This window comes from Kribbella swartbergensis (assembly GCF_054784135.1).
Genome location: NZ_BAAGPM010000013.1, coordinates 58,290 through 75,057, shown reverse-complemented (window position 1 = coordinate 75,057; position 16,768 = coordinate 58,290). Strand labels below are relative to the sequence as shown.

Here is a 16,768-nt window from a genome sequence, read left to right as displayed (position 1 = left end):
GGTTGTCGGCGGGGTGGGACAGGATGACAGCATGGCGGACATGGGGTTGGAACGGATCGCGCTGATTTCGGATGTGCACGGGAACCTGACCGCGTTGGAGGCGGTGCTGGCGGACATCGACGGGCGGGGGATCGAGCGGATCTTCAACCTGGGGGACTACGTCGGCAAGGGACCGCGCGGCCGGGAGGTGGTGGACCGGTGCCGGCAGGTGTGTGAGGTGAACATCCTGGGCAACTGGGACGACTTCCTGCCCAACTCGGACCGCGAGTACGACAGCGAAGCCCTGCGCTGGTGGAAGAAAGAACTCCGCGAGGACCAGTGGACCTGGCTGCGCGGCCTCCCGTTCTGTCACGACTTCCTGTTCAGCGGCCGCCAGATCCGCCTGTTCCACGCGTCCTCGACGAGTGTGCACCGGCGGGTGCAGTTCGATCACGACGAGGCGGAGTTCGCGGAGCTGTTCGTGAACACCGAAGCCACCGGCGAGGGTCCGGTCCCGAACGTGGTCGGGTACGGCGACACCCACGACCCGTTCTACGAGGTCGATCTGGGCCGGACGCTGTTCAACACCGGATCGGTCGGCAACAGCCTCGATGATCCGACCCCGGTGTACGTGATCCTCGAGGGTGTCCCGGACTCACCGGATCCGGCTCCGTTCTCGATCCAGTTCGTCCGCGTCCCGTACGACGCCCACGCGGAACTCGCCATCGCCCGCGAACTTGGCATGCCCGAAATCGAAGGCTACGAAGCCGAAATCATCCACGGGATCTACCGAGGCAACCACTACGCCAACGAACCCCACACCTACCACCGCCCGCCCCGCCCGTCCAACTAGGGCCTCAGGCAACTATCCACAACTTGTCCACACCTGTGGAACATCCGAAATAGATGCTCAAAGCAACCAGTCCGCTCCGAGCGTAGCCGGCCCACTCGGAGAGCATCTGGTTCCCGCATGACCAGCTGGGTCTCCGGGTGAGCGGCGAGTCTGCAAGGGCAACCGGTCTCACCTCAGATGCGGCTGGTCCTGCCGGAGCAGCAGCTGGTTCGCCTGGACAGGTACCTGGGCGCTCCCGGGAGCGCTGGTCCGGTGAAGCGACCGGTTTCACGTGGTGATGTGGCTGGTCTTGCTGGAGCAGCAGGTGGTTTGCCTGGAGAGGTACCTGGGTTTCCGGGGAGCGGCTGGGCCGGTGGAGCGGCTGGGTTTACGTGGTGATGTGGCTGGTTCTGCTGGAGCAGCAGGTGGTTTTGCCCGGGGAGGTACCTGTTTCCGGGGAGCGGCTGGGCCGGTGAAGCGGCTGGTTTCACGTGGTGATGTGGCTGGACTTGCTGGAGCAGCAGGTGTTTTGCCCGGAGAGGTACCTGGGTCTCCGGGGGAGCGGCTGGTTCGGTGGAGCGGCTGGTTTCGCGTGGTGATGTGGCTGTCCTGCTGGAGCAGCAGGTGGTTTTGCCCGGGGAGGTAACTGGGTCTCCGGGGGAGCGGCTGGTTCGGTGAAGCGACCGGTTTCACGTGGTGATGTGGCTGGTCTTGCCGGAGCAGCAGGTGGTTTGACCGGAGAGGTACCTGGGTCTCCGGGGGAGCGGCTGGTCCGGTGGAGCGGCTGGTTTCGCGTGGTGATGTGGCTGGGTCTGCTGGAGCAGCAGGTGGTTTTGCCTGGAGAGGTACCTGGGTCTCCCGGGGAGCGGCTGGGCCGGTGAAGCGGCTGGTTGCACGTGGTGATGTGGCTGGTCTTGCTGGAGCAGCAGGTGGTTTTGCCCGGAGAGGCACCTGGGGTATCGGGGGAAGCGGGTGGGTCCTCCGGAGGAGTAGTTAGTTGACTAGGAGGGCTTCGGAGCCTACGGGTTTGTAGCCGGCGGCGAGGAATGTCCGGAGGGAGGCCGCGTTGCCGGGTGTCACCTGGGCCCAGATGTGTGCGTCCGGCGGGATCAGGGCGCGAGCAGCGCGGGCGAGGCGTCGGCCGTGGCCCTTGCCCCGTGCAGCATCGGGTACTTCGACCGCGCACTCCAGGCGGCCAGCCAACCCTCGTCCAGTGAGCACGAGTCCGCCGTACGCGTCGACGTACACGCGAACCTCGTCGCGATACCGCCACGCCCGTTCGACCCGCGGGTGGTCGTGGTCGGTGAGCTCCGTCAGTCCGGTGATCGCCGCGGCTCGATCGGCGGCATCGACGAGGGCCGGCGCGAGCAGCATCGCGTCGATCGCGTTGACTCGGCGGCCGGTAGCCTCCTCCAGCGCCGAGAGGAACGGCGGGTTCGTCGGAGCGGCGAGATCTCCGGCCGGGACGCGTTCGGCGACCCAGGCCGGGTCAACGTCCGCGGCGATCACAATGTGCCCGGTGAACGCGACCACGCAGGCCTCCCCCGAGGACGGAGCCGGTACGACGGTGATCCCGAGGTCCGGGGCGGGGAAGACGCCACGTTCGATGCCGCGCAGAATGTCAGCCAGAGTTGTCATCACGAGCCATTGTGCAGGCGACCCCTGCCAGGCTCGTCCACGGACGCGACGGAGGCGACACACATGCGGAAGCCGCAACTGGTGAGGACCGACGGGCTGCCCGACCGGGTGACGATCTACGAGGTCGGTCCGCGCGACGGCTTGCAGAACGAGTCGGCGATCGTCGACGTCGCGGTCAAGGCGGAGTTCATCCACCGCCTGGTCGACGCGGGGTTGACGACGGTCGAGACGACGAGTTTCGTCCACCCGAAGTGGGTGCCGCAGCTCGCCGACGCCGCCGAGCTGCTCGCCGCGCTCGAGCTCCCGGACGCCGTACGCGCGCCTGTCCTGGTACCGAACGAACGTGGTCTCGACCGTGCCCTGGCCACGAACGTCCGGGAGATCGCGATCTTCGCCAGTGCGACCGAGACGTTCGCCGCGAAGAACCTGAACTCCACGCTGGACGAGCAGTTCGCGATGTTCACCCCGACGATCCAGCGGGCACTGGCCGAAGGGCTGGCGGTGCGCGGGTACGTTTCGATGTGTTACGGCGACCCGTGGGAGGGCGACGTACCGATCGACCAGGTGGTGAAGGTGGGTGCGCGTCTGGTTGATCTCGGCTGCCACGAACTGTCCCTCGGCGACACGATCGGTGTCGCGACACCGGGTCAGGTCTCCGCGCTGATCAACGCCTTCGCCGCGGCCGGAGTCGGTGTGGACAAGCTGGCCGTCCACTTCCACGACACCTACGGCCAGGCGCTCGCCAACGCACTGACAGCCCTCCGCGAAGGCGTCACCACCGTCGACAGCTCCGCCGGTGGACTCGGTGGTTGCCCGTACGCCGAGAGCGCCACCGGCAACCTCGCCACCGAAGACCTCCTCTGGCAACTCGACGGCCTCGGCATCCAGACCGGCGTCGACCTCGAAAAGCTCGTCGCCACCAGCACCTGGATGTCCACCCAACTAGGCAAACCCTCCCCAAGCCGAGTAGTCCAAGCCCTCGCCGGCTGACGCGCGCGCCCGCCGGCTTGGAATCCAGGGCGGCGTCTGGCGGAGTGGCGTCAGGGCTCGATGGGGCGGCGGATTCGGCGGATCAGGCTCTTTTCGGCGAACTCGCCGACCCGGTACGTCGACCAGCCGTCGACGCCGGCGCCGACGGCACCGCCGAGGAGCGGGACGCGGCGGGTGACGGTGAGCGCCATCCGCTTGCCGCTGATCCGGGCGATCAGCTCCGCGACGACCTCGCCGGCGACCTGGCGGTCCAGCTCCGGGTCGAACACCGGGGCGGTCGCGATCGCCAACGGCGACGTGGGCAGGCTCGACTTCTTCAGCCGGTCGGTCACCCCGTCCTCACCCAGCAGACAGGTGATCACCGCGGTGCGGACCCGCGGGTCGTCCAGGTCGTACCCGCGCAGGTGCGCGATCGCGGCGACCATCCGGGCCTGGACGATGGCGAGGCCGGTCAGGTTCGCCGGCATTGCGACCGGGAGCGTGACGAGTCCGCCGACGCTGGTGACGAACCCCTGGACGCCGGCCAGCCGGATGTGCTGGTCGATCACCGCGTCGATGGCCAGTTGCGCGTCGCCGGACGCCTTCTCCAGCTTCGTCTCGGCGATCTGCTCGGCGCCGGGGAACCGTTGATACCCGTCGATCGCGATCTCGAGGACCTGACGCAGCACACCCGCCGCGGCCTGGGGCGCGAACCGCTGCGCGGCGGGCGCGAGACTGCTCGCGACGAACCTGGCTACTCCGGCCACGGTGCTCCTTCCCGCCCTCCTCCGCGTCGGAGCTGGGCGTGCTTCAACTTTACGTGTCTCCGGGAAGACCGCCACTCGGGAGAAACCCCAGGTGTCCCCGGATCCCCTGCCGCCGGCCTTGACATCACGGCACTCGAGCCGTCTTCGGGTACGGCGGGGGCGGGCCGTCGTACCTCTGGGTGGAGGCGTGGTCCAGGATGGTGGTGTGCCTGTCGAGCCAGCCGCTTCTGTGTGGGACTTTCCGCCGGTGGCCGTTGCCGGGGCGAGCGACATCGTCGCGGGCGGGGCGGATCTGCAGCCGGGGACCATACTGGCGGCGTACCGGCGTGGGCTGTTCCCGATGCCGGATCACCGCGGTTCGCTGCTGTGGTGGTCGCCGGTCGACCGGGGGATCATCGAGATCGCCGGCTACCGCCCGTCGCGGTCGGTCCGGCGGGCGCGGAAGAAGTTCGAGATCCGCGTGAACACGGCCTTCGACCGGGTCATCCGGGCGTGCGCCGACCCGCGCCGGCCCGGCTCGTGGATCGACCGCGGCATCATCGCGGCGTACACCGAACTCCACCGGCTCGGGTGGGTGCACTCGGTCGAGGCCTGGGAAGGCGACGAACTCGCGGGCGGCCTGTACGGCGTCGCGATCGGCGGGCTGTTCGCGGGCGAGTCGATGTTCCATCACAGGACCGACGGCTCGAAGGCAGCCGTGGCCGGCCTGATCGAGCTACTGGACGACGAGTACGCCGCCGAGCGCGTCTTCGACATCCAATGGGTCACCGACCACCTGGCCACCCTGGGCGCAGTCTCCATCCCCCGGGAGACCTACGTCCGCCGCGTCCAACACGCCCTCAGTCTCCCGCTCCCGAAGGCCTTCAGCTGACATCAGCGGAAACCGACGAAGGCTGCCATTTGTTGGGCGGCTTCGGTGAAGAAGTCGTCGGCGGGATCCATCGTGCCGACGAGTTGGCCGAAGAGCTCGAAGCTGATCATGCCGAAGAGCTGGGTCCACATGATGGCTACTCGCACGAGGACCTTACGCGGGACGCCGGGGGCGTACTCGGCGAGGACGTCCACCTGCTCGGCGAGCCGGCCGGTCGGCTCGGGCGCGGCGGCCGGCGGCTCGAGCCAGCCCTGGGACCAGGCCCGGCTGACGATCTTCAGCATGAGAATCGGCACCCGGCTGGCAGGCTGCACGGTCGTCTGAGGCGCCTTGTACCCGCTGATGGGCGACCCGTAGATCAGCGCGTACTCGTGGGGGTTGCTGCGAGCCCAGTCGCGTACGGCGTGGCACACCGCCAGCCAGGTGATGGACGGGTGCGAATCGTCCTTGGCGGCTGCCGCGGCTTCCGCGGCAGCCCCGAGAGCGTCGTACGCGTCGATGATCAGGGCCGTGAGCAAGTCGTCCCGGCTGGGGAAGTAGCGGTAGATCGCCGAGGACACCATGCCCAGCTCGCGGGAGATGGCGCGCAGTGACAGAGCTTCGGCTCCCTGGGTCGCCAGTTGCCGCCGCGCGATCGCCTTGATCTCGTCGGTCAGCTCGGCCCGGGCTCTGTCGCGTGCGGTGCGTCCGGCGTTCATGAAGGCAGTCTGCCACAAAACCGAGAGCAGTGCTCTTGACAGTGAGCAGCGCTTCCGTGTTCACTGATCACAACAGAGAGCACCGCTCTCGCAAATGACGAAAGGTACGCCGATGCCGGAGTACAAGCAGACCTACGACAACCAGCGCGTGATCACCGCCGGCGAGGGCAGCATGCGCGTCTTCAACCGGATCGTCGCCCGCCTGACCAAGCTCGGCATCAGCCTGATGGGCAGCCGCGTCCTCTCGGTCCGCGGCCGCAAGACCGGCGAGTGGCGCAGTACGCCGGTCAACCTCCTGGTCATCGACGGCCAGCGCTACCTGGTCGCGCCGCGCGGGCACACCCAGTGGGTCCGCAACCTGCGGGCCAGTCGGGAGGGGCGCCTCCAGCTCGGCCGCACCATCGAGACGTTCCGGGCGGAGGAGGTCGCCGACGCCGACAAGACGCCGATGCTGCGGCTGTACCTGAAGAAGTGGTCCTGGGAGGTCGGCGCGTTCTTCGGCGGCGACGTCGACAAGAACTCCCCCGACGAGGTCCTCCGCCACATCGCCCCCGGCGTCCCCGTCTTCAAAATCCACCCCGCCTGACCCCAAACCCACTTAGGCCCGGGTGCCGTGGGATTGCAGGGAGAGGTCTTGCCAGTCGGACCAGGTTTTGAGGCGGTCGGCGTAGGTCTGCTCGATCATCGCGTGGAAGCCTTGGCCGAAGAGGATTCGCAGGGGTGGGTTGGTGGAGTCGACGATCTTGAGGAGTGCCTGGGCCGCGGCTGCCGGGTCGCCGGCCGGCTTGTTGCTCATGGCGCCGGCGAGGCGTTGGCGTAGAGCGTCATAGGCCGGGTGGGGCTCGGCCATGTAGCCGTTGTTGAGCGGATCGGGGTTCTTACCGGACCGGGTGGCGAACCCGGCCGGCTCGATCACGGTCACCTTGATGCCGAAGTCGGCGACCTCCTGGGCGAGGGTTTCGTTCAGGGCCTCGAGAGCCCACTTGGACGCCTGGTAGGCGCCGCCGAGCGGCATCGCGATGAGCCCGGCGATCGAGGACAACTGGATGATGTGACCCGCGCCCTGCTCGCGCAGGTGCGGCAGTGCGGCCTGAATGACCCACACCGCGCCGAACACGTTGGTCTCGAGCTGGTCGCGCAGGTGCTGTTCGGTCAGCTCCTCGATCGCGCCGATCTGGGCGTAGCCGGCATTGTTCACGACGACGTCGAGACGGCCGAACTGTTCCTTGGCCCGGTTGACGCCCTCGAAGACCGCAGCCTTGTCGGTCACGTCAAGCTCGAGCGGGAGCACCGCGTCGCCGTACGCCGCGACCAGTTCGTCAAGGCTGGCGGTGTTCCGGGCGGCCGCCGCCACCTTGTCGCCGCGAGACAGGGCGGCCTCGACGAAGTTGCGGCCCAGACCGCGCGACGAACCGGTGACGAACCAGACCTTGCTCATGATGTCCATCCATTCTTCGTTGTGCACTGTTGGCCATGAGATGCCGGCGGTTGCATCCCTGTGACAGGTACGGCGACGTGACCCGTGTCATAAGCACCTGGGCCTGGGAGGATGGCGGGATGATGACCCCGGAACAGGTGCAGTCGGCGCCCAAGGTGTTGCTGCACGACCATTTGGACGGCGGGCTCCGGCCGGGGACGGTTGTGGAGCTGGCCCGGGAGATCGGGCACAAGCTGCCGCGGACCGATGCCGGTGAGCTGGGGCAGTGGTTCGTCGAGTCGGCGGACTCGGGCTCCCTGGAGCGGTACCTGGAGACGTTCGATCACACGGTCGCGGTCATGCAGAACGCCGAGGCGATCAAGCGGGTCGCCAGTGAGTGCGTGCAGGATCTGGCCGCGGATGGGGTCGTGTACGCCGAGGTGCGGTACGCGCCCGAGCAGCATCTGGCCGGTGGGCTGACGCTCGAGCAGGTGGTCGAGGCGGTCCGGGAGGGGTTCGAGCACGGCATGGCGCACGCCGAGCGGCCGATCGTCGCGAGGCAGTTGCTGACCGCGATGCGGCACCGGGCGCGGTCGATGGAGATCGCGCAACTGGTGGTCGCCTACCGCGACGCCGGGGTGGTCGGTTTCGACATCGCCGGCGCGGAGGCGGGGTATCCCCCCACTCGGCACCTCGATGCGTTCGAGTACCTGCAGCGGGAGAACGCCCACTTCACCATCCACGCGGGCGAGGCGTTCGGGTTGCCGTCGATCTGGCAGGCGATCCAGTGGTGCGGCGCGGACCGGCTCGGCCACGGCGTACGGATCATCGACGACATCACCTACGATCCCGCCGGCGACAAGGCGGAGCTCGGCCGGCTGGCGGCGTACGTCCGGGACGGGCGGATCCCGCTGGAGATGTGCCCGAGCTCGAACCTGCAGACCGGCGCGGCGGAGTCGATCGCCGAGCATCCGATCGGGTTGCTCACCAAGCTCCGGTTCCGGGTGACGGTGAACACGGACAACCGGTTGATGAGTGGTACGTCGATGAGCCGCGAGCTCACCCTGCTCGCCGAGGCGTTCGGCTACGGGCTGGCCGACTTCCGGTGGTTCGCGATCAACGCGATGAAGTCGGCGTTCCTGCCGTTCGACGAGCGGCTGGCGATCATCGACAACACGATCAAGCCCTGGTACGCCGCAGCCCTCGCCGACTGAGATCGGCGAGGGCCACGCTGGGCACCAAGCTGGGTCAGACGGAGCGCTGGTAGGTGCGGAAGGCCCGAGTGGAGAGCCAGGCGACCACCAGGGTGAAGGCCAGGAGGTAGCCGCAGTGGCGGGCCACCGATGGCCAGTCGGGGTCGGCGGAGAGGGCTTGGCGGGCGGCGACGGTGGCCCAGTCGACCGGGTTGAAGCGGGCCGCCACCGTGACCCAGTGAGGTGCGACGTTCGGGTCGATCATGATCGACGACAGGAAGGTCAGCGGCAGCGAGACGAACTGCGAGATCCCGATCAGCGCGTCCTGCTGGCGGGTCAGCAGCGCCACCGCGTTCGACAGCGAACCGAACGCCGTGCCGACGAGCATCGACGCGGCGACCGTGACGGCGTAACCGGCGGCACCACCGTCGTACCGCGCGCCGGCGGCCATGCCGATCGCGAACACCAGCACGGTCTGGATCACCGTGGTGGTCGCGTTGCTGATCAGTTGCCCGGCCATCAGCCCACCGCGGCTGACCGGCGAGGCGAGCAACCGGTCCATCACGCCGCGCTCCATGTCCGCGATGAACGTCGTACCGCTCCACCCGCTGTTCATCAGGGCCGTCATCATCACGATCCCCGGCGTCAGGAAGGCGATGTACGACGAGTCGCCGAACCCCGGGATGTTCACCACCCCTTTGAACAACTGCCCGAACAGCAGCAGCCAGATCGCCGGCTGGATCAACGTGAACGCGATCAGCGCCGGTTGCCGGTACTGCGCCCGCAGCCAGCGACCCGTGATGAAGAGAGTGTGCCCGGCGAACCCGGTCCGGCGCTGGGCCACGCCGACTGTGCTCATCACGCCGCCTCGCCTTCGACCGACGCCTCACGGAACGAGCGACCGGTGTACCGCAGGTAGACGTCGTCGAGCGACGGACGCGACACCGTCACTGCCGTGACTGGAATCGACTTGTCCTCCAGCGTTCCGAGTACGGCGGGAACCGCGGTCGCACCGTGGTCGACGCGCGCCCGCAAGACATTGCCCTCGACAACGATCTCACCGACGCCGGGCAACGCGCCAAGCAGAGCGGACACGCTCCGGTCGGTGTCCGGAGCGACCAGTTCGACGTGCACCGAGTCGCCGCGCAGCTCGGCCTTGAGCGCCTCCGGGGTGCCTTCGGCAACGATCTTGCCGTGGTCGACGATGGCCAGCTGATCGGCCAGCCGGTCCGCCTCCTCGAGGTAGTGCGTGGTGAGCAGCACGGTCAGACCCTCTTGGCCGGACAGCCGCCCGACCTCCTTCCACAGGTCGGCTCGCGCCTCGGGATCGAGGCCGGTCGTGGGCTCGTCGAGGAACAGCACCTGCGGTCGGTGGACCAGACCGAGCGCGACGTCGAGCTTGCGCTGCATGCCACCGGAGTAGGTCTTGACCTGGCGGCCGCCCGCGTCGGTCAGGCCGAATCGCTCCAGCAGTTCCGCCGCTCGTCGTACCGCCTCCGCTCGGGTCAGGCCGTAGATCCGGCCGCTCAGGACGAGGTTCTCGACTCCGGTGGCCTGCGGGTCGGAGCTGGACTTCTGCGGCACGTAGCCGATCGCCCGCCGTACCTGATCCGGCGAGTGGTTGACGTCGTACCCGGCCACCCGGGCCGTGCCGGAGTCGGCCCGGGAGAGGGTGGTGAGGATCTTGACGGTGGTGGACTTGCCGGCGCCGTTGGGTCCGAGCAGACCCAGGACGACGCCTTCCGGAACGCTGAAGGTGAGACCGTCGAGCGCGCGCAGGGGTGGCTTCTTGCGGCCGGCCGGGTACGTCTTGACCAGCTCGACCGCTTCGAGGGCATGCGTAGTCATGGTGTGGTGACTCCCTTGTGGTGACGGGAGCCGGTCCGCCGCTGGCTATCCTGATGGTTGCGCCTTGGGTGCCAGGTCTTCGGACCGACTCGAGGAACTGCGGCCCTTGACCCCTGGTGTTGCCGCACCGTGGGGTCGAGGGCCGTCCTGCTACTAGGTGGCCTCCGGCGGTATCGCCCGCAGCCAGGCGAAATCGGTGCCGAAGTACTTGACCGGGTCTTTCAGCTGCTCGGCCGGGCTGATGCCCTCCTCCTCGAAGATTTGCCAGGCCTTGCGCCAGAACGCCGAGCCGTCGAGTGCGTCGGTCCGGATCTCCTCGACGAGTCGGTGCAGGTACGCCGACTCGGCCTCGAGCAACGCCAGCCGGAACTCCGACTCGACCCAGAAGAGCCGCGGGAACTCCGTCGACGTCATCTGATCGTGCATCGCGGTGAACTGCTGGATTTCCGCGTCGATCCCCTTGACCCGCTGCTCCAGCAACTCCACGACCCGGTCGGGTGGGAGGCCGGGGAGGTAGGCGAGGCCGGCCTCGAGCGGGTGGAACTCGCGGGTCGGCGTCCCGATCAGCTCGGTCAGCCAGCCGCGGAACTCCTCCCGGCCGGCCTCGGTGATCTCGTACACGGTGCGCTCCGGGCGGTTTCCCTCACGGATCGTCTCCCGGGCCTCGACGAAGCCGTTCTTCTCCAGGGCCGCGACGACGGAGTAGAGCGAGCCGTAGTTGAGCTTGATGCTCTGGTCCTTGCCGCGGGCCCGGAGCATCGTCGAGATCTCGTACGGGTGCATGGGCCGCTCGCTCAGGCTGCCCAGGACAGCGAACGCCAGCGGGTTCGCCACCTTGCGCTTCGCCATTCGCGCCTCCTGAGCTCGATTACTCGAAATCGAGTATTACGTCTCGGGTATCCGGCGTCAAGTATTCAGCCAGGCGAAGGCGCGGAAGCCGAGCCGATGCAGTGGCTGGATGCGGGTCGTGCTCAACACGCGGTACACCGGCTGTTCGACGTACTTCGTCAACAGCCAGGCCAGCGCGATCACGCCTGTCACGGCCCCGGCGATCTGCTCGACGCGTCCCGCTCCCAGCGTCATCAGGTGGTAGGCGATCAGGTACCCGAGCTGCTGGTTCAGCAGGTAGACGGCGAACGAGATCTGTGCCAGGAACCGGATCGGCCGCTGGATCGGCGCGAACACGCGCCAGTCCGGGCCGCGGGCAGCCAAGGCGACGACCACCAGCAGGACGCCGATACCCAACGACGACGGCAGGTCAGCCGTGTGGGCATGTTGAGCGAAGACCGTGGCGGCCAGCAGCGCGCCGAGGTGCAGTACGCCGATCCGACGCTGTGCCCAGAGCCAGATCGCGATGCCGATCGCGAACAGCTGCAGCCGGTGCAGCCCGAGGCCGTTCCAGGCCTGCTGGACCCAGAGCGGGCTGTGCAGGATCCGGTCGTGCCACTGCAGGATCACCGGCGCCACGATCATCACCCAGAGCAGTCCGGTGATTCGCCCGCCCGAACCCATGCCACGCGGCCAAAGCAGCGCCGCGGCGGCGAAGGCCATCAATTGCAGCGGAAGCGTCCAGTAGGAACCATCGATGAGGTGCACTGACGGGTCGAACGACGCGGCCAGCGTCAGATTGGCCCACAGGTCGCGCCGGGTCGGCAGATCCCAATGGTCGGGTCCTAGGTGCACCAGCGCCATGTAGGTGACCGGTACGGCGGCCAGGTACGGCGGAAGCACTCGGCAGACCCGGCGCCACAACCACCGTGAGGTCGATCCCTTCCGGATTGTCACGCAGACGAAGTACGCGCTGATCACCAGCAGGACGCTGGCTCCGACCTGGAACGGGTACTCACCCAGTGGCGCACCGAGCTCGGGATGCAGCACCGGGCCCTGGTACGTCGTGTGGCAGAACACCACTGCGAGGACGGCGAGGACGCGGACGACGTCCCAACTCAGACGGCGGGAGGTGCTGGCCCGAGGCGGGTCCGGCGTGGCCACAGTTGCTCCAACTTCTCTCGGCTCGCCGATCTCTTTCGGCCGTTACCCCCCTGTGACACCCGAAGGATCCTAGAAGGCCCGGGGAGGGTCACCGCAACTTGTGTGGGGGTTGTCACGCCGTGACGAGCGATCGAGAAGCAGGCCCGCCGCTGCGATCAGCTGGCGGTCCGGAAGGTGCGGCGGTAGTCCTGTGGCGGTACGCCGACCACCCTGCGGAAGTGGTGCCGCAGCAGCGCCGCCGTACCGAATCCGGACTCGGCGGCGATCTGCTCGATGCCCATCCGGGTCTGCTCGAGCAGCGTCCGCGCCCGCAGCACCCGCTGCGTGGTGACCCACTTCAGCGGGGTCGTCCCGGTCTCGGCGACGAACCGTCGTGCGAACGTCCGCTCCGACATCTGCGCCCGTCGCGCCAACGCCGGCACGGTGTGGTCGATGGTGAGGTTGTCGAGCATCCAGTCGAGCACCGGCTGCAGGCTCTCGCCCGACGACTCCGGCACCGGTACCTCGACGTACTGCCGCTGCCCGCCGTCGCGCTGCGGCGGGACCACCATCCGGCGCGCGATCCGGGTCGCGACCGCGCTGCCGAGCTCGCGCCGGACCAGGTGCAGGCAGGCGTCGATCCCGGCCGCGGTGCCGGCGCTGGTGATGATGTTGCCGTCGTCGACGAACAGGACGTCCGGGTCGAGCTTCGCGGTCGGGAACTGCTCGTTGAACAACTTCACGTACCGCCAGTGGGTCGTGCACGGCCGGCCGTCGAGCAGTCCGGCCGCGCCGAGCACGAAGGCGCCGGAGCAGACCGTCAGCAGGATCGCACCGCGCGCCTCGGCGCGGCGGAGAGCGTCGAGGACGCGCTCGTCGTACGCCTCCCGCCAGGTGGTCGCCGGGATTCCGATCAGGTCGGCGTCCTCGAGCTCCTCCAGCCCGTACGGCGCGACGATCGCGGAGTGAGTGCTGGTGCGCAGGGGCTCGCCCGGGCGGGTCGAGCACACCCTGAAGTCGAACGGGGGCACGCCGTCGTCGGTCCGGTCGAGGCCGAACACCTCGGACAGCACCCCGAACTCGAACAGGGCGACGTCCTCCATCAGGACGACAGCGATCTTCCGGAGCATGCGGACAGTATGGCAGAAATTTGTGGAACTATGTCAATAGTGCCAATGGTGGCAGGATCTGGTTGATAGCAAAATCTATGCCATGACCGGAATCCTTCTTCTCGCAGTACTCGCGCTGGCCGTGATCGCGGCCCTGGAGATCAGCAACAGGCGTCACTCGACCGGTCTGACAGCCGGTCCGAACGGCTCCTCGACTGCCGACGACCGCGACCTGGCCCGGACCAAGCTCGACCTGCTCGCCCTCGGCGGCGCGGCCGAGCCGCTCAACCACAAGCCCGCCGCCACCGCGGACACTGTGCACACCATCCGCCGGGCCCGCGTCATCACCCACGACGGTCGCCACGCGGCCTGAAGCCGGTTGCTCCGCGGCGCCACCGGGACACGGCGCCGGGCGCGACCCCACGACCGCCGGGGAGGCCACTCCCCGGCGGTCTTTTCGTGAAGTCGGTGGGAGCTCGGCTCGCCGCGACGCACACGCCGCAGGCGCCGAGCGACCTACACGCCGCCTGCGCACAACCCGCCTGAGCACACACCTCAAGCCCGGCTGCAACGGCCAGCCGGGCCGAAGTCCAGATCGGTCCTAGTGCGCGCCGCCGCGGCGCTGCTGCACCTTCTGGAACGCTTCCTTGAGTTTGCGCTGGTTCTCAGGCTTGCTGAGCTCCCGCTGCGCGATCTGCGCCAGTTTGGCGACGACCGCACCCTTCACCAACGTCTTCACAAACCCCATCAGGGCCTCCCTACTCTCTTGCCCTCAGACGCTACCGTCCCGAGCCAACAAACACCTGCGGGTTCACCCCACGAATCCCCTGTGCCCACCCTGAGCGCGGGAAACTTGTCCCTGGTGTAGGGCACACTGGGACGGTGCCTGAGTTGCCGGAGGTCGAGTCGCTGGCGGGGTTCTTGCGCGAACGTGCCGTCGGGCGGGCGTTCGTGCGCGCCGACATCACCGCGATCAGTGCGTTGAAGACGTACGATCCGCCGATCTCGAGCCTGGTCGGCCTGTTGATCGACGGCGTCCACCGGCACGGGAAGTTCCTCGACATCGAGGCCCAGGGGATCCATCTGGTCATCCACCTCGCCCGGGCGGGATGGCTGCGGTGGAGGGAGGAGCAGTCGACCGCGCTGGTGCGGCCGGGCAAGGGCCCGATCGCGTTGCGCACGGTGTTCGACGACGGCTCCGGCTTCGACCTGACCGAGGCCGGCACGCAGAAGAAGCTGGCGGTGTACGTCGTCCGTGAGCCGGCCGAGGTGCCGGGGATCGCGCGGCTCGGGCCGGATCCGTTCTCGCTGACGCTGGAGCAGTTCCGCGACATCCTCAAACGCGAGGGCCGGGTCCAGCTCAAGGGCGTCCTGCGGAACCAGTCCGTCATCGCCGGCATCGGCAACGCGTACTCCGACGAGATCCTGCACGTCGCGAAGATGAGCCCGTTCAAACCCGCGTCGAACCTGACCGACGACGAGGTGCAGCTGCTGTACGACGCGATGCTCGAAACGCTCCGGGACGCGGTCAATCGATCCGTCGGCCTCGCGGTGCAGGACCTGAAGTCGGAGAAGAAGTCCGGTCTGCGCGTGCACGGTCGCAAGGGCCAGAAGTGCCCGGTCTGCGGTGACGTCGTCCGCGAGGTCAGCTTCCACGACTCTTCGCTGCAGTACTGCGCCACCTGCCAGACCGGCGGCAAACCGCTCGCCGACCGGCGGCTGTCCAAGCTGCTCAAGTAGTTTCACCGTGGGTACTGCGGGACCATGGCAGACCCCACCGAACGCTACGCAGGAGCCGAAGCGCAGGGACCGGAGCAGCTCGAGCATCCCGGCCGCAGCGCGGACATGGAGCGCAAGCCCGACTACGGCGAGGACACCTACAAGGGCAGCGGCAAGCTCACCGGCAAGCGCGCGCTGATCACCGGCGGCGACTCCGGGATCGGCCGGGCCGTCGCGCTGGCGTTCGCCCGCGAGGGGGCCGACGTCCTCGTGTCGTACCTCGAGAGCGAGGAGACGGACGCTCAGGAGACCTGCCGCCTGGTCGAGGACGCGGGCCGCAAGGCCGTCGCGGTCCCGGGCGACATCCAGGACGAGAACCACTGCCGCAAGCTGGTCAACCAGTGCGTCTCCGACCTCGGCGGTCTCGACATCCTGGTGAACAACGCGGCGTACCAGATGTCGCAGGAGGGCATCTCCGCGATCAGCACCGAGCAGTTCGACCGGGTGATGAAGACCAACGTCTACGCGATGTTCTGGTTGTGCAAGGCCGCGGTGCCGGTGATGAAGCCGGGGTCGACGATCATCAACACGACCTCGATCCAGGCGTACCAGCCGTCGCCGCAGCTGCTGGACTACGCGACCACCAAGGCCGCGATCCTCAACTTCACCAAGGGTCTCGCGCAGGAGCTGGCGCCGAAGGGCATCCGGGTCAACGCGGTCGCGCCGGGTCCGATCTGGACGCCGCTGATCCCGGCGACGATGCCGCCCGAGAAGGTCGACGAGTTCGGGGCCGACACCCCGCTCGGCCGGCCGGGGCAGCCGGCCGAGATGGCACCGGCGTACGTCTTCTTCGCCTCGGACGACTCGACGTACATCACCGGCGAACGCATCGGCGCGACCGGCGGCCGGCCGCTGCCCTGAGGCACCGGTCAGCCCGGCAGGCGGACGACGTACGGCGACGAGGCCGAGCGCCGGCCGGCGTCGAGGCGGACCCGGAGCTCGTGACGACCGGATGGCCCGCCGATCTTGACCGGCCAGTCGATGGATGCGCCCGGGGCGAGGGCCCCGAAGCTCCAGTCGCACCGGGATCCGTCGGGGAGCGCCAGCCCGGCTTCGCCGTGCGCTCGCGTCCGGCCGAAGTTGGTGACGACGACCGACAGTTCGCCCGCGCCTCGCGGGTGGACCGAGGCAAGGACGGTCCCGATCGGCGCGACGAGGATGCGTCGTACGGCGGTCGCGTCGACCCGTAACGCTGTCACCCGGCCCGAGGGCATCGGGAACGGTCCGACGGTCCGGCTCGCGTCGTGGGCGACGTACGACTGGTTGGCCAGGCGGATGTGTGCGCAGTGGTCGGCGAACACCCGGACGGCGACGTCCGCGGAGCGCCGGGCGACGAGATGGGACGTCGGCCCGCTCGGGCTGAGGTCCCAGACGCCGTCGGCGTTCGCGGTGACGGTGTCCGGCGGGACGATCCGCAGCTTGCCCTTCAGGGCGACGCGGACCACGGGCGCCTCGGCGGAGTCGGGCAGCCGGACGAGCAAGTCGTCGCCGTCGCGTCGCCAGGTGAGGGCCCGGCCGGTGCGGTCCTCGACCACGTGGAGCGGTGTCGTCGCCAGTCCGGGCAGGCGGACCTCGTGATCGACCGGCCGGCGGGTGATCCGGAGCAGCAGGAGTTCGCAGTTCCGCAGGATCGCCTCACCCCAGGGTTGCGGCCCGAATTCCCCGGGGATGCCCTGAATCAGTGCCACCGCCGCCTC

Annotated in this window: 19 protein-coding genes; 8 read left to right on the top strand and 11 right to left on the bottom strand. The window is 68.5% G+C overall.

All coding sequences use genetic code 11. The features are described 5' to 3' along the window. Positions 1-40 precede the first annotated feature (40 nt). Positions 41-832 (top strand): metallophosphoesterase family protein, encoded by a 792-nt coding sequence (locus ACYVOK_RS06720; protein WP_460661384.1) that lies wholly within the window; start codon positions 41-43, stop codon positions 830-832. Positions 833-1,804: 972 nt separating this feature from the next. On the opposite strand, the gene ACYVOK_RS06715 is transcribed toward ACYVOK_RS06720, so the two are convergent. Continuing rightward, complete coding sequence (locus ACYVOK_RS06715) at positions 1,805-2,449, bottom strand: GNAT family N-acetyltransferase (protein ID WP_460661383.1); 645 nt, start codon at positions 2,447-2,449, stop codon at positions 1,805-1,807. A 63-nt stretch (positions 2,450-2,512) separates the two neighbouring features. On the opposite strand from ACYVOK_RS06715, the gene ACYVOK_RS06710 reads away from it, so the two are divergent. Beyond that, positions 2,513-3,439: a hydroxymethylglutaryl-CoA lyase gene (locus tag ACYVOK_RS06710; protein ID WP_460661382.1), complete on the top strand. Its 927-nt coding sequence runs from the start codon at positions 2,513-2,515 to the stop codon at positions 3,437-3,439. 50 nt (positions 3,440-3,489) lie between these two features. Here ACYVOK_RS06710 and ACYVOK_RS06705 read toward each other — a convergent pair whose 3' ends face one another. Continuing rightward, positions 3,490-4,185, bottom strand: a complete 696-nt coding sequence (locus ACYVOK_RS06705; RefSeq protein WP_460661381.1) for an EcsC family protein — start codon at positions 4,183-4,185, stop codon at positions 3,490-3,492. Positions 4,186-4,390: 205 nt separating this feature from the next. Here ACYVOK_RS06705 and aat point away from each other — a divergent pair, with 205 nt between their 5' ends. After that, a complete protein-coding gene (aat, locus tag ACYVOK_RS06700) occupies positions 4,391-5,056 on the top strand; it encodes a leucyl/phenylalanyl-tRNA--protein transferase (protein WP_460661380.1) in 666 nt (221 codons plus the stop codon). Between the two features lie 2 nt (positions 5,057-5,058). Here aat and ACYVOK_RS06695 read toward each other — a convergent pair whose 3' ends face one another. Next, positions 5,059-5,754: a TetR/AcrR family transcriptional regulator gene (locus tag ACYVOK_RS06695; RefSeq protein ID WP_460661379.1), complete on the bottom strand. Its 696-nt coding sequence runs from the start codon at positions 5,752-5,754 to the stop codon at positions 5,059-5,061. Positions 5,755-5,866: 112 nt separating this feature from the next. On the opposite strand from ACYVOK_RS06695, the gene ACYVOK_RS06690 reads away from it, so the two are divergent. Then, positions 5,867-6,340, top strand: a complete 474-nt coding sequence (locus ACYVOK_RS06690) for a nitroreductase family deazaflavin-dependent oxidoreductase (protein ID WP_460661378.1) — start codon at positions 5,867-5,869, stop codon at positions 6,338-6,340. 12 nt (positions 6,341-6,352) lie between these two features. Here ACYVOK_RS06690 and ACYVOK_RS06685 read toward each other — a convergent pair whose 3' ends face one another. Further along, a complete protein-coding gene (locus tag ACYVOK_RS06685) occupies positions 6,353-7,192 on the bottom strand; it encodes an SDR family NAD(P)-dependent oxidoreductase (protein ID WP_460661377.1) in 840 nt (279 codons plus the stop codon). 119 nt (positions 7,193-7,311) lie between these two features. On the opposite strand from ACYVOK_RS06685, the gene ACYVOK_RS06680 reads away from it, so the two are divergent. Further along, on the top strand, positions 7,312-8,385 hold the full coding sequence (locus tag ACYVOK_RS06680) for an adenosine deaminase (protein ID WP_460661376.1): 1,074 nt from the start codon (positions 7,312-7,314) through the stop codon (positions 8,383-8,385). 34 nt (positions 8,386-8,419) lie between these two features. Here ACYVOK_RS06680 and ACYVOK_RS06675 read toward each other — a convergent pair whose 3' ends face one another. The 5 genes from ACYVOK_RS06675 to ACYVOK_RS06655 all read right to left on the bottom strand — a co-directional run bounded on the left by ACYVOK_RS06675 (position 8,420) and on the right by ACYVOK_RS06655 (position 13,313). Then, a complete protein-coding gene (locus tag ACYVOK_RS06675) occupies positions 8,420-9,223 on the bottom strand; it encodes an ABC transporter permease (protein ID WP_460661375.1) in 804 nt (267 codons plus the stop codon). Continuing rightward, on the bottom strand, positions 9,223-10,212 hold the full coding sequence (locus ACYVOK_RS06670; RefSeq protein WP_460661374.1) for an ATP-binding cassette domain-containing protein: 990 nt from the start codon (positions 10,210-10,212) through the stop codon (positions 9,223-9,225). Before ACYVOK_RS06670 ends, ACYVOK_RS06675 begins: the two co-directional genes overlap by 1 nt. Before the next feature lie 153 nt (positions 10,213-10,365). Next, positions 10,366-11,061: a PadR family transcriptional regulator gene (locus tag ACYVOK_RS06665; RefSeq protein WP_460661373.1), complete on the bottom strand. Its 696-nt coding sequence runs from the start codon at positions 11,059-11,061 to the stop codon at positions 10,366-10,368. A gap of 57 nt (positions 11,062-11,118) precedes the next feature. Then, a complete protein-coding gene (locus tag ACYVOK_RS06660) occupies positions 11,119-12,204 on the bottom strand; it encodes an acyltransferase family protein (protein WP_460661372.1) in 1,086 nt (361 codons plus the stop codon). Positions 12,205-12,359: 155 nt separating this feature from the next. Then, complete coding sequence (locus ACYVOK_RS06655) at positions 12,360-13,313, bottom strand: GlxA family transcriptional regulator (RefSeq protein ID WP_460661371.1); 954 nt, start codon at positions 13,311-13,313, stop codon at positions 12,360-12,362. A gap of 82 nt (positions 13,314-13,395) precedes the next feature. Here ACYVOK_RS06655 and ACYVOK_RS06650 point away from each other — a divergent pair, with 82 nt between their 5' ends. After that, complete coding sequence (locus tag ACYVOK_RS06650) at positions 13,396-13,665, top strand: hypothetical protein (protein ID WP_460661370.1); 270 nt, start codon at positions 13,396-13,398, stop codon at positions 13,663-13,665. Between the two features lie 228 nt (positions 13,666-13,893). On the opposite strand, the gene ACYVOK_RS06645 is transcribed toward ACYVOK_RS06650, so the two are convergent. Beyond that, a complete protein-coding gene (locus ACYVOK_RS06645; protein ID WP_460661369.1) occupies positions 13,894-14,040 on the bottom strand; it encodes a hypothetical protein in 147 nt (48 codons plus the stop codon). A gap of 134 nt (positions 14,041-14,174) precedes the next feature. Between ACYVOK_RS06645 and ACYVOK_RS06640 the strand changes: the two genes are divergently transcribed. After that, positions 14,175-15,032 (top strand): DNA-formamidopyrimidine glycosylase family protein, encoded by an 858-nt coding sequence (locus ACYVOK_RS06640; RefSeq protein ID WP_460661368.1) that lies wholly within the window; start codon positions 14,175-14,177, stop codon positions 15,030-15,032. Between the two features lie 24 nt (positions 15,033-15,056). Further along, entirely contained in the window at positions 15,057-15,932 is an 876-nt protein-coding gene (locus ACYVOK_RS06635) for an SDR family oxidoreductase (protein WP_460661367.1), read from the top strand. Positions 15,933-15,940: 8 nt separating this feature from the next. On the opposite strand, the gene ACYVOK_RS06630 is transcribed toward ACYVOK_RS06635, so the two are convergent. After that, entirely contained in the window at positions 15,941-16,759 is an 819-nt protein-coding gene (locus tag ACYVOK_RS06630) for a hypothetical protein (RefSeq protein WP_460661366.1), read from the bottom strand. Between the last annotated feature and the right edge of the window lie 9 nt (positions 16,760-16,768).

Excerpts from the sequence above, each read along its gene's own strand:
- ACYVOK_RS06655 (WP_460661371.1), bottom strand. The coding sequence starts at position 13,313 with ATGCTCCGGAAGATCGCTGTCGTCCTGATGGAGGACGTCGCCCTGTTC.
- ACYVOK_RS06690 (WP_460661378.1), top strand. The coding sequence starts at position 5,867 with ATGCCGGAGTACAAGCAGACCTACGACAACCAGCGCGTGATCACCGCC.
- ACYVOK_RS06670 (WP_460661374.1), bottom strand. The coding sequence starts at position 10,212 with ATGACTACGCATGCCCTCGAAGCGGTCGAGCTGGTCAAGACGTACCCG.
- ACYVOK_RS06710 (WP_460661382.1), top strand. The coding sequence starts at position 2,513 with ATGCGGAAGCCGCAACTGGTGAGGACCGACGGGCTGCCCGACCGGGTG.
- ACYVOK_RS06720 (WP_460661384.1), top strand. The coding sequence starts at position 41 with ATGGGGTTGGAACGGATCGCGCTGATTTCGGATGTGCACGGGAACCTG.
- ACYVOK_RS06680 (WP_460661376.1), top strand. The coding sequence starts at position 7,312 with ATGATGACCCCGGAACAGGTGCAGTCGGCGCCCAAGGTGTTGCTGCAC.
- ACYVOK_RS06635 (WP_460661367.1), top strand. The coding sequence starts at position 15,057 with ATGGCAGACCCCACCGAACGCTACGCAGGAGCCGAAGCGCAGGGACCG.
- ACYVOK_RS06645 (WP_460661369.1), bottom strand. The coding sequence starts at position 14,040 with ATGGGGTTTGTGAAGACGTTGGTGAAGGGTGCGGTCGTCGCCAAACTG.
- ACYVOK_RS06715 (WP_460661383.1), bottom strand. The coding sequence starts at position 2,449 with ATGACAACTCTGGCTGACATTCTGCGCGGCATCGAACGTGGCGTCTTC.
- ACYVOK_RS06650 (WP_460661370.1), top strand. The coding sequence starts at position 13,396 with ATGACCGGAATCCTTCTTCTCGCAGTACTCGCGCTGGCCGTGATCGCG.
- ACYVOK_RS06695 (WP_460661379.1), bottom strand. The coding sequence starts at position 5,754 with ATGAACGCCGGACGCACCGCACGCGACAGAGCCCGGGCCGAGCTGACC.
- ACYVOK_RS06685 (WP_460661377.1), bottom strand. The coding sequence starts at position 7,192 with ATGAGCAAGGTCTGGTTCGTCACCGGTTCGTCGCGCGGTCTGGGCCGC.
- ACYVOK_RS06675 (WP_460661375.1), bottom strand. The coding sequence starts at position 9,223 with ATGAGCACAGTCGGCGTGGCCCAGCGCCGGACCGGGTTCGCCGGGCAC.
- ACYVOK_RS06665 (WP_460661373.1), bottom strand. The coding sequence starts at position 11,061 with ATGGCGAAGCGCAAGGTGGCGAACCCGCTGGCGTTCGCTGTCCTGGGC.